Source organism: Faucicola sp. SE7633 (assembly GCF_059264685.1).
Genome location: NZ_JCADBW010000004.1, coordinates 123,423 through 133,760, shown reverse-complemented (window position 1 = coordinate 133,760; position 10,338 = coordinate 123,423). Strand labels below are relative to the sequence as shown.

General features: G+C 52.6%; 10 protein-coding genes. 6 read left to right on the top strand and 4 right to left on the bottom strand.

The window, feature by feature from the left end:
* On the top strand, nucleotides 1-301 hold a 301-nt coding region (locus AC5L4R_RS02995), incomplete at its 5' end, for a hypothetical protein (RefSeq protein WP_494478027.1).
* Between the two features lie 101 nt (nucleotides 302-402).
* Here the strand turns inward: AC5L4R_RS02995 and AC5L4R_RS02990 are convergent.
* The 3 genes from AC5L4R_RS02990 to AC5L4R_RS02980 all read right to left on the bottom strand — a co-directional run bounded on the left by AC5L4R_RS02990 (nucleotide 403) and on the right by AC5L4R_RS02980 (nucleotide 3,120).
* On the bottom strand, nucleotides 403-1,578 hold the full coding sequence (locus AC5L4R_RS02990; RefSeq protein ID WP_494472506.1) for a 5-(carboxyamino)imidazole ribonucleotide synthase: 1,176 nt from the start codon (nucleotides 1,576-1,578) through the stop codon (nucleotides 403-405).
* Between the two features lie 128 nt (nucleotides 1,579-1,706).
* Nucleotides 1,707-1,880 (bottom strand): hypothetical protein, encoded by a 174-nt coding sequence (locus AC5L4R_RS02985; protein ID WP_494472505.1) that lies wholly within the window; start codon nucleotides 1,878-1,880, stop codon nucleotides 1,707-1,709.
* A gap of 166 nt (nucleotides 1,881-2,046) precedes the next feature.
* Entirely contained in the window at nucleotides 2,047-3,120 is a 1,074-nt protein-coding gene (locus AC5L4R_RS02980; protein ID WP_494472504.1) for a 5'-nucleotidase, read from the bottom strand.
* Between the two features lie 275 nt (nucleotides 3,121-3,395).
* Here AC5L4R_RS02980 and AC5L4R_RS02975 point away from each other — a divergent pair, with 275 nt between their 5' ends.
* The 4 genes from AC5L4R_RS02975 to AC5L4R_RS02960 all read left to right on the top strand — a co-directional run bounded on the left by AC5L4R_RS02975 (nucleotide 3,396) and on the right by AC5L4R_RS02960 (nucleotide 7,406).
* Entirely contained in the window at nucleotides 3,396-3,560 is a 165-nt protein-coding gene (locus tag AC5L4R_RS02975; RefSeq protein WP_494478026.1) for a hypothetical protein, read from the top strand.
* Nucleotides 3,517-5,451: a threonine--tRNA ligase gene (gene thrS, locus AC5L4R_RS02970; protein ID WP_494472503.1), complete on the top strand. Its 1,935-nt coding sequence runs from the start codon at nucleotides 3,517-3,519 to the stop codon at nucleotides 5,449-5,451. The genes AC5L4R_RS02975 and thrS overlap by 44 nt, the downstream gene beginning before the upstream one ends.
* Before the next feature lie 29 nt (nucleotides 5,452-5,480).
* Nucleotides 5,481-5,978 carry a translation initiation factor IF-3 gene (gene infC / locus AC5L4R_RS02965; protein WP_494472546.1) on the top strand — a complete coding sequence of 166 codons (498 nt, stop codon included), beginning with the start codon at nucleotides 5,481-5,483 and terminating at the stop codon, nucleotides 5,976-5,978.
* A gap of 171 nt (nucleotides 5,979-6,149) precedes the next feature.
* Complete coding sequence (locus AC5L4R_RS02960; RefSeq protein WP_494472502.1) at nucleotides 6,150-7,406, top strand: BaiN/RdsA family NAD(P)/FAD-dependent oxidoreductase; 1,257 nt, start codon at nucleotides 6,150-6,152, stop codon at nucleotides 7,404-7,406.
* 85 nt (nucleotides 7,407-7,491) lie between these two features.
* Here AC5L4R_RS02960 and AC5L4R_RS02955 read toward each other — a convergent pair whose 3' ends face one another.
* Complete coding sequence (locus AC5L4R_RS02955; protein ID WP_494472501.1) at nucleotides 7,492-7,989, bottom strand: pyridoxamine 5'-phosphate oxidase family protein; 498 nt, start codon at nucleotides 7,987-7,989, stop codon at nucleotides 7,492-7,494.
* A gap of 194 nt (nucleotides 7,990-8,183) precedes the next feature.
* On the opposite strand from AC5L4R_RS02955, the gene AC5L4R_RS02950 reads away from it, so the two are divergent.
* Nucleotides 8,184-9,956 (top strand): SulP family inorganic anion transporter, encoded by a 1,773-nt coding sequence (locus AC5L4R_RS02950; protein WP_494472500.1) that lies wholly within the window; start codon nucleotides 8,184-8,186, stop codon nucleotides 9,954-9,956.
* Nucleotides 9,957-10,338: the final 382 nt, after the last annotated feature.

Below are 10,338 nucleotides of genomic sequence, written 5' to 3'. Positions count from 1 at the left end.
TCCTAAAGGCGGTGGTTTTACGGCAACGAATGATAAAAGCTCGATTGTCCGCAAAAAGACAGTAAAAACAGGGTATGAGGATACGCGCAAAGCCATCACTACTTATCAGCTTAAAGGCGCGACGGCATTTGGCTATCCACTTAGCAAGGTTGAAAAAACCGAATATTACGAGGGCGGCAAATTGACATTATATTTTGCCAGCCCCGAGTTTACAAAATGCGCCATTTATTTAAAGCCCCATAAGACACCAAGCAAACCGCTGAGGGCTATTCGTAGGATGGAGGCGGTTGGACGAATTTAACTTTCAATCGCAAAAACCGTTCGGTGATGTGTGAGACGTATGAGTGGTTAAACGGTTGCATGCTGCCATCGCTCACCCGACTGGCGTCCTATGCGCCCAAATCACAACCCCATGGTATTGGGCAGACACGCCACCACGTCCGCCACCCGTGCGTCCAATTCGCTTGGGTTGGCAGGCATGACGGTGATATGCCCGATTTTACGCTCATCGCGTTCTTCTTTATCATACAAATGCACATGCGCGCCTGCCACTGCCGTCACCGCTGCCAAATCAGGGTATTCACCAATGATATTGAGCATGACAGACGGCGCGACGGTGCGCGTATCGCCCAGCGGTAGGCCTGCCACCGCGCGGATATGGTTTTCAAACTGACTGGTGACCGCGCCTTCAATCGACCAATGCCCCGAATTGTGCACCCGTGGCGCGATTTCATTGGCAAGCAGCCCGTCTTGGGTAACAAACAATTCCAACGCCAACACGCCAACATAGTCAAGGTGTTCAAGCAATTTTTTGATAGCGGCTTGTGCGTCGGCAGTTAGTGTGTCGCTATCGGGCGCAGGTGCTATGGTTTTTGCCAACATGCCTTGGTGGTGGTGATTTTCCACCAAGGGATAATACACCACGTTGCCGTGTGGGTCGCGCGCGGCAATGATAGACACCTCACGCATAAAGTGGATAAAGCCCTCAGCAATCAGCGGCGCGTCGTTTACCGCGTTGCCAAGCTCATCCCATGCCGTGTCGATATCAGCAAGCGTCTGGATAACAAATTGTCCCTTGCCGTCATAGCCGCCGTGACTGGTTTTAAGTACCAACGGCACGCCCAACCCCTCACACGCAGCTTGCAATTCGGCTTTGTTATTGACAGCTTGATAAGGTACGGTTGGGATATCCAATTGATTAAATAAGGCTTTTTCTTTGAGGCGGTCTTGTGCCACCGCCAGCGCGTCGGGCGGTGGGTACAGGGCCGAGGTTTGCGCCAACAGCTGCGCTGAGGAGACGGGCGTATTTTCAAACTCCAGCGTATAGACATCTGCCGCACGGGCAAATTCCTCAAATTGCTCAGTGCGGTACACTTGACCAAGCAGACGCGCAGGCGCAAATGGCGCGTCTTCCAAGAACACGCAGCGCAGCCCAAGCGGCAACGCAGCTTGCGCCAGCATCAGCCCAAGCTGCCCACCGCCCAAAATCCCGATGGTTTTGATGGGATAATGGGCAAAATTTACCGCGTCATCGGGCGCATCATGGCGCGTGCTGGGGGATGGTTGGCGGGTTGGCATGGGCGCGTCTCCGTGGATTTTGTCGGCTCAGTCGGCGCGTTGGATGGGGTGATATTCAACACGCTGACGACTTAAAAAAACCGTTATTATAGCAAAATCGGCGGCTTAGGCGGATTTTTTTAGTCTGGCTAAATGTGTAACGCGCCATACACGGTTTCAGCCGCGTTTGGGTCTTGAGCATCGCTGACAAAGCCTTTGCTGACAAGTTTGACCGTTTTAAACGTCGCGCCCGCATCGTCGGTCACAACAACTGTTAAGTTTTGGTCAGCAAAACTTTGCAGCTCTTGCACTAGCTGTTGCATGGTTTTGGTTCTATTTTGCCAAGCTGTTACGCTCGATGTGTTGTTATCCATTAAAACCCTTAAAATTAGATTCTTAAAAATTTAAGTCACCACATCGCTAATTAACGATTTGCTAGCTGGTTTTATCATCGGCCAAGCTATAGCTTAGCGCGGTTTTAACCGCTGATTATTTAACAGTCGGCTTAGCCGCGCTGGACTTGTGCGCCTTGGGCTTGCGCACAGGCAGGGTAATATGCGGCGGAGCAAAGGCGCGGTCGTCGTCGTGATTGATGGCGGCAAACAGCTGCGACTCACTGCGATATGGCACAAGCCCCGATGGCACGACAGTTTTGGCAGCGTCGTAATTGTGAATCGAATCATCAAAGAAAATATGCGGCGCAAAGGTTTTGAGCACCGCGGTTTTTTCTAACCCACCCAAAAAAAACGCCAAATCCACATTCACGCCCCACTCGCGCAAAGTCTTGATGGCGCGTACATCGGCAGGCGCGTTACGCGCGGTCACCAGCGCAATTTGAATCGGTGGGATGACCAATGACATCGGCAGACGACGTTGCAACTGCGACAGCTTGATCAAAAAATCGGCATACGGGCCTTTGTTCATTGGGACATCGCTCATGCGGTCTTCAAAATCATGAAACGCCTGCAGCCCTTCGGTGCGTGACAACAGCTCGCCTGCCTCATCAAACAGCACCGCGTCGCCATCGAACGCGATGCGCAGCTGGTCGGTGTCCAACGCCGCCATGTCAATGGGCGGTGCGTCCAAAATCGCACACGCGCACACGCCTGCATCGGTGACTTGCTGTGCATCGGCATGGTTGGTCGTCAAAAACAAATCGACATTAAAATCCGCCACATAGTCGGCCACACCCATCCCCGAGGTGAATGCCGAGCGGCTAATCGGCAGTCCGTGCGCGCGCAAGGCATTGAGCACTTGAATGCCCGTGTCGGGGCTGTTTTTTGACATAATCACCACCTCAACCAGCGGCCGTATGACCGCATCGAGCGTTTCGGTTTGCGGCTGATAACGGTTGAGGTTGAGGAGTGCACGGATCAGCGGATAGCCTGATCCTGTTTTGAGCGGCATGTGCTCACGCGCTATCATGTATTGGCGAAATTTTTCTGCCGCCGTTGTCGGGTCAGCGGCGCGCGCCTGCTCAAAAAACGCCTCAGATTCAGTCAAATCAAACAGCGCGGTTGCTGAAACCGCAACAATTAACGTATGGGATAAATCAACAGGCATAATAAACCTTTGACAATGTTTTGCGTATCTTGGGATAAATTGACCATTATATAAACAATGCCACAACAAAATTAAGTCCGCTTTTGTTATGCCATCGTGACAGATTTTAGCCAGCCACCGTACCACTGTGAGCGCATTTTTCACGGCCAATACCGCAAAACTTGCCGCCTTAACGCCCATGCCCAATTGTGAAAACCTATCAAAATCTGCTATACTACCCCATTTAAGCGCGCACGATATGATGATGCAAGACGCGCAACGAATAAGGAAGGGCTATGGTCGCAATTCGCTTACCCAGTGGCGATATCAAACAATTTGACGGCGCAACCACCGTCATGCAGGTTGCCGAGAGCATTGGCGCAGGGCCACAAGACGCGCAACGAATAAGGAAGGGCTATGGTCGCAATTCGCTTACCCAGTGGCGATATCAAACAATTTGACGGCGCAACCACCGTCATGCAGGTTGCCGAGAGCATTGGCGCAGGGCTTGCCAAGGCCACCGTCGCAGGGCGTGTGAATGGCAAACTCATGGATGCCAGCGACCCAATCACCGAAGATGCCGATGTGCAAATCATCACGCCCAAAGACCCTGAGGGTGTGGAGATTATCCGCCACTCAACCGCGCATTTGCTTGGACATGCGGTCAAGCAGTTGTATCCTGATGTCAAAATGGTTATCGGTCCTGTCATTGAGGACGGTTTTTATTATGACATCTACAGTGAGCGTCCGTTTACTCCCGAGGACATGGCGGCAATTGAGCAGCGCATGGTTGAGCTTATCAACCAAGATTATGATGTCATCAAAAAAATGACCCCCCGTGATGAGGTCATCAAAGTATTTCAAGACCGTGGCGAAACCTACAAATTGCGCCTCATTGATGACATGCCCGATGAACAAGCCATGGGGCTGTATTATCACCAAGAATACATCGACATGTGCCGCGGCCCTCACGTGCCAAACACACGCTTTTTAAAGGCATTTAAACTGACCAAAATGAGCGGTGCATACTGGCGTGGCGATGCCAAAAACGAGCAGCTACAGCGTATTTATGGCACGGCTTGGGCGGACAAAAAACAATTGGCGGCTTATATTCAGCGCATCGAGGAAGCCGAAAAACGCGACCACCGCAAAATCGGCAAGGCGTTGGATTTGTTCCACTTACAAGAACAAGCACCGGGCATGGTGTTTTGGCATCCCAAAGGCTGGACGATTTACCAAGTGCTTGAGCAGTACATGCGCCAAGTCCAACGCGACAACGGCTATTTAGAAATCAAAACACCGCAAATCGTTGATAGAGTTTTGTGGGAAAAATCAGGGCATTGGGCGAATTACGCCGACAATATGTTCACCACGGCCAGTGAAAGCCGCGACTATGCCATCAAGCCGATGAACTGCCCCTGCCACGTGCAGGTGTTCAACCAAGGTTTAAAATCCTACCGCGATTTGCCGCTGCGGTTAGCGGAGTTTGGTTCGTGCCATCGCAACGAGCCGTCAGGTTCGCTACATGGCATCATGCGCGTGCGCGGCTTTGTGCAAGATGATGCGCATATCTTTTGTACCCATGCCCAAATCAAACAAGAAGCGGCGGATTTTATCGCTTTGACTTTAAAAGTGTATGAAGACTTTGGTTTTACTGATGTCCAAATGAAGCTCTCAACACGCCCTGAAAAGCGCGTGGGAGACGATGCGCTGTGGGATTTGGCAGAAAAAGACCTTGCCGACGCACTGGACAGTGCGGGACTTGACTGGGAGCTACAACCTGGTGAAGGCGCGTTTTATGGCCCTAAAATTGAATTTAGCCTCAAAGACTGCTTGGGGCGCGTGTGGCAGTGTGGCACGCTACAGTTAGATTTTAACCTACCCTCACGCCTAGATGCCGAGTATATCAACGAACAAGGCGAGCGTGACGTGCCTGTCATGCTACACCGCGCGATTTTGGGCTCGTTTGAGCGTTTTATCGGCATGTTGATTGAGCATTATGCAGGCTGGATGCCAGCATGGTTGTCACCGCATCAAGTGGTGGTGATGAACATCACCGACAAACAAGCCGAGGCCTGCCAAGCGATTGCCGAGCAGCTCAAGCAAGCAGGCTTACGCGTCATCACCGATTTGCGCAATGAGAAAATCGGCTTTAAAATCCGTGAGCGTACCCTTGAGCGTATCCCGTACATGCTGGTGCTGGGCGATAAAGAAATTGAGAGCAATCAAGTCAATGTGCGCACGCGTGAGGGCACAAACCTTGGCACGATGAGCGTCGAGGCGTTTATTGCGTTAGTACAACAAGCCGTCGCCCAAAAAGGGCGGCTACCTACCCAACCCACACAGGAGTAAGTGTCATTAAGAGTTCAAATCGTTTAGAGATTAACGAAGAGATTCGCGCCAAAGAGGTGCGACTGGTCAAAGCCGATGGCGAGCAAATGGGCGTGGTCGATATCCGCACCGCCCTACAAGCGGCGCGCGAGGCGGAATTGGATTTGGTCGAGATTGTCCCTGATGCCAAGCCCCCTGTGGTCAAAATCATGGACTACAAAAAGCATCTGTACGACCAAAAACAAAAAGCCAAGGAAGCAAAGAAAAACCAAAAGCAAACCCAGCTTAAAGAAATCAAGCTGCGCCCTGGCACTGAAGAGGCCGACTACCAAGTCAAGCTACGCAAAATCGTTGAGTTTTTGGAAGACCAAGACAAGGTCAAAGTCACCATTCGCTTCCGTGGCCGTGAGATGGCGCACCAACAAATCGGGCTACAACAGCTTGAGCGTATCATCACCGACACCGAAGGCGTGGCAAACGTGGAGCAGCCACCAAAGCTAGAGGGTCGCCAAATCGGTATGCTACTTGGACCTACGCGTAAAAAATAAACCACGCGCTAGCAGTGTGCCGTGATTGGCCAATTGGGTTGGCCATGCCAGTTCTGACAGCGTCAATGCAGCCATTGACGCTGTTGTTTTTTCGCCGCTTAGCGTTTAGCCGCTTAACGTAAGTACAGACAGGCATAGGCAGCAGCACTGCCCCACAGGAGACCCACCGCCATGACGACAGATTATGACGTGATTATCATCGGCGCAGGCGCGTCGGGGCTGATGTGTGCCTTCACCGCTGCCCAACGTGGACGGCGCGTGTTGGTACTTGATCATGCCAACAAGGCAGGCAAAAAAATCCTGATGAGTGGTGGCGGACGCTGCAATTTCACCAATCTGTCGATTGATGCAACCAATTATTTGAGCCAAAATCCGCACTTTTGCAAATCTGCCTTGGCACAATACACCCAATGGGATTTTATCGCGCTGGTTGAAGCGCATGGCGTGGCGTATCATGAGCGTGACCACGGGCAGCTGTTTTGTGTGAACAGCGCAAAGGATATTGTGCAGCTATTGCTGGATGAATGCCATGCCAGCGGCGTACACATCGCGCTGCGCCGTGCGGTAACCGACATCCGCGCGAGCACCGATGACAGCTTTGCCATAGACGTTGCCCCCGTTGCCGATAAACGCGCCAAAACCGCTGCCAACCCACCCAACCCAACACCGCAAACCGTGTATGGCCAGTCGTTGGTGATTGCCACGGGCGGTTTGTCGATACCAACAATGGGCGCAACAGGCTTTGGCTATCAAGTGGCGGCGCAATTTGGGCATGATAGCGTGCCGACATCGGCAGGCTTAGTACCGTTTACCTTTACCGACCAATTGGGCGCAGCATTTGCCAGTTTGGCAGGCACAAGCGTCAATGTGACAGCCAGCAATGCCCACGCGGCGTTTGAGTTGGCGATGCTGTTCACCCATCGCGGTTTGTCAGGGCCTGCCATGTTGCAGCTGTCCAACTACTGGCAACTGGGTGAGCCGATTACGCTTAATTTGTTGCCGCAGCTTGATGCCACCGATTGGCTATTGACGCGCAAACACCGCCAACCCACCGCCTTGCTGCGCAACGTCCTGCCCGATGCCATCCGCCCTGCCCTGCCCAAAAAACTGCTGGCAACCTTGCAGGCCTTGCTGTGGGCGGACATCGCCAACACGCGTTTGGGTGATATCAAAGACCAACGCTTGAGCGCACTGGGTGATACGCTCAATGACTGGCAGGTTTTGCCATCGGGGACAGAAGGCTACCGCACGGCAGAGGTCACACGCGGCGGTGTGGCAACTGACCATATCGCGTCTAAAACCCTGCAAAGCCAACTGCAGCCAAATTTGTATTTTATCGGTGAAGTGCTGGATGTGACAGGTTGGCTGGGCGGTTACAATTTTCAATGGGCATGGTCATCGGGTTTTGTGGCAGGGCAAGCGGTTTGATGGGGTGGCAGTTTTGTCAGACAACCGCCAGCGATTGGCCAGCGGTTGCCACATGGGTGGGGTTAGCGTTCTTTGATAGCGTCGGTTAAAAACTAAACGCGCTGTTTTCGCCTAAGCTGTCAGCGATTTTACCGCCTGTCACCGCCGCGGCGGTCATTTTGAAAAAATTCACCACATTGTTGCCGCTTAGCCAGTACTCTGCGCCGTTGGGCACGACTTTAATCAGCTGAATCTTGACATCCTCTTTACCATGTTCAAAAAACGCGCTGTACATCGGTGACCACAATTCGTCAAGCTTGTCCGCGTCATCAACCAATTCGGCGCGGCCGTTGATGGATAGGTAGTTTTTGTGGTCTGTGCTGGTATAGCTGAGGTTCACCTGTGCGTTGTGTTGGATGTCTTTGACGGTTTCGGTGGTTTTGTCGCCAATAAACCAAATCTCACGCGCGGGCAAATCAACGTGGTTGGTGGTCATCGGGCAAGCGTGCAAGTGCCCTTCGGCGGTGACGGTGGTCAGCATAGCAAATTTAACGTCTTGCATGATGGCACTGACCGCGTCAAAATGTTGTGATGTTTGGCTCATGGCGGCTTCCTTTTTGTTTAAAATTCTTGGGATAACTGTCATATGGTTGTTTAACAAGCGCCATCGGCTTATCAATGTTGCTATAAATAGGGCTAAATTTTAAGATAGAGGTAAATTTTTACCAGTCGAATTTTGTAAACAATTTTCGTGGGTTATTTGGGTGGTAAGGTAACCAGCGATTGGCGAGGGTCTAGATGCACGGCGGATTTTTTCGGCCATCAAAAAACACGCGGTTTGGCGCGCTGGGTGTGCCTGCGTGGGTGCGTGACTACCGCAAACCGATGTTGGCGCAAGACGTGTTGGCAGGGCTGGTGGTCGGTGTGGTGGTGATTCCGCAAAGCTTGGGCTATGCCATGCTGGCTGGGCTGCCGCCTGTGTACGGGCTGTATAGCGCGGTAGTGCCTGTGCTGGTGTATGCGTGGGTGGGGGCAAGTGCGGTCAATGCGGTCGGCCCTGTGGCGATTACGGCGATTATGACGGCGCAGGCGTTGCAGCCGTACGCCCACCTGCCGCCTGCTGAGTACGCGCGGTTGGCCAGTTGGCTTGCGCTGCTGACGGGTGGGCTATTGACGCTTGCGCATGTGTTTCGGCTGGGTTGGATTACCCAGTTTATCAGTCGTGGGGTGACGGCAGGGTTCATCAGTGGTGCAGCGTTGTTGATTTTTTTGGGACAAATTAAGTTTGTCACGGGTATTCACACCACGGGCAACACACTGCTTGCGATGGGTGAGAGTTTTTTTGCCCACCTTGGTGCGTTGCACTTGCCGACGCTGTTGGTTGGAGCGGTGACGTTTGGTGTGCTATTTGTCAATCGCTATTATTTGGCGCGGTGGTTGGGCGGACAAGTGGCGGATAAAACGCTGGCGGTTGTGACGCGCGTGCTGCCGCTGGGGGTGATGGTGCTGGCGATTGTGGCCAGTGCGCTCGGGCATTTTGCGGCGCATGGGGTGGCAACGGTGGCGCATATTCCGCAAGGCTTGCCGCATGTGGTGCTACCGCTGACGGGGCTGCCGCTTGGGCAGTTGATTGCGCTGTTGCCTGCTGCGGCATTGATGGCGTTGATTGGTTTTGTATCCAGTGACGCGGTGGCAGGCAATTTTGCGCGCGTGCGTCATGAGCGGTATGACGCTAACCGTGAGCTGTTGGGGCTGGGACTGGCCAATATTGCAGGGGGTGTGACGCAAAGCTTTACGGTGGTTGGGGGGTTTTCGCGCACGGCGGTGAATGTCGATGCTGGGGCGCAGTCACCGCTTGCCAGCGTGCTGTCGGTGGGGGTGATGGTGCTGGCGTTGGTGTGGCTTGCACCTTATCTTGCGCCGCTGCCGTATGCCGTGCTTGGCGCGACGATTATGGTGTCGATTATCAGCATGGTGGATTTGGCAACGTTTTGGCAAGCGCGCGCGCGTGACCGTTTGGACGCGTTGGCGTTTGCGGTGGCGTTGGTTGGGGTGTTGTTGTTTGGGCTCAATATCGGCTTGGTGGTCGGCATTATGGTGTCGTTTGCTGGGCTGATTTGGCAATCTAGTCATCCGCACATGGCGGTGGTCGGGCAAGTCGGTGATACGGGGCATTTTCGCAACATTGCGCGTCATCACGTCGCCCAACATGCCGATGTGTTGGTGATTCGCGTTGATGAAAGCCTGTTTTATGGCAATGCCGAGTCGGTGCGCCAGTTTATCACCGCGATGGCGCGTGCGCACCCTGCTTGTCGGCATGTTGTGCTGATGTTGTCAGCGGTCAATCACATTGATTTGACCGCGCAAGAGATGTTGGTTGAGCTGGGTCAAACCTTGCTTGCGCGTGATATTTCGTTGAATTTTTCTGAGGTCAAAGGGCCTGTCATGGACGTGATTGCCCACACGCCTGTGATACAAAATTTGTCGGGGCAGGTATTTTTAAGCACCCAGCAAGCGGTTGATACATTGGTGGCGTTAGACCAAACATTGACAGCGCAAACACGACGCTAACACAGCTGCCGCAGTGATATCAGCGCACGCTACCAATTCACCATAGACAAATCGCAACAAAATTGCTAAAACCTCTGTAACATTGACTTCCTCCCCTCCCTATCGTTCGGGGATTCCTTCTGCAAGACGGTGAAGCCCCACCGCAAACCTAAGACAATAGCAACCGCCCGTACGACACACCGTACATCTTAGATTCTTATTTTAAGCTAATCCTACCGTTAGGATTGTCATAGACACGAATTAGCTTAAGTGTGTGTTTGGAAACGTCTTACCAGTTAAGTTACTGCGTACTCGCAATTTAGTCTTAACTTAATTGTGGAATGTAAGACATTGAATATAGTAAGATGAGTATAGCAAAACTTATCGCATTTAACAATTGCCT

What these genes read in the sequence shown, in the direction of transcription:
- AC5L4R_RS02990 (WP_494472506.1), bottom strand. Translation starts at nt 1,578, where the DNA reads ATGCCAACCCGCCAACCATCCCCCAGCACGCGCCATGATGCGCCCGAT.
- AC5L4R_RS02985 (WP_494472505.1), bottom strand. Translation starts at nt 1,880, where the DNA reads ATGCAACAGCTAGTGCAAGAGCTGCAAAGTTTTGCTGACCAAAACTTA.
- AC5L4R_RS02980 (WP_494472504.1), bottom strand. Translation starts at nt 3,120, where the DNA reads ATGCCTGTTGATTTATCCCATACGTTAATTGTTGCGGTTTCAGCAACC.
- AC5L4R_RS02975 (WP_494478026.1), top strand. Translation starts at nt 3,396, where the DNA reads ATGGTCGCAATTCGCTTACCCAGTGGCGATATCAAACAATTTGACGGC.
- thrS (WP_494472503.1), top strand. Translation starts at nt 3,517, where the DNA reads ATGGTCGCAATTCGCTTACCCAGTGGCGATATCAAACAATTTGACGGC.
- AC5L4R_RS02960 (WP_494472502.1), top strand. Translation starts at nt 6,150, where the DNA reads ATGACGACAGATTATGACGTGATTATCATCGGCGCAGGCGCGTCGGGG.
- AC5L4R_RS02955 (WP_494472501.1), bottom strand. Translation starts at nt 7,989, where the DNA reads ATGAGCCAAACATCACAACATTTTGACGCGGTCAGTGCCATCATGCAA.
- AC5L4R_RS02950 (WP_494472500.1), top strand. Translation starts at nt 8,184, where the DNA reads ATGCACGGCGGATTTTTTCGGCCATCAAAAAACACGCGGTTTGGCGCG.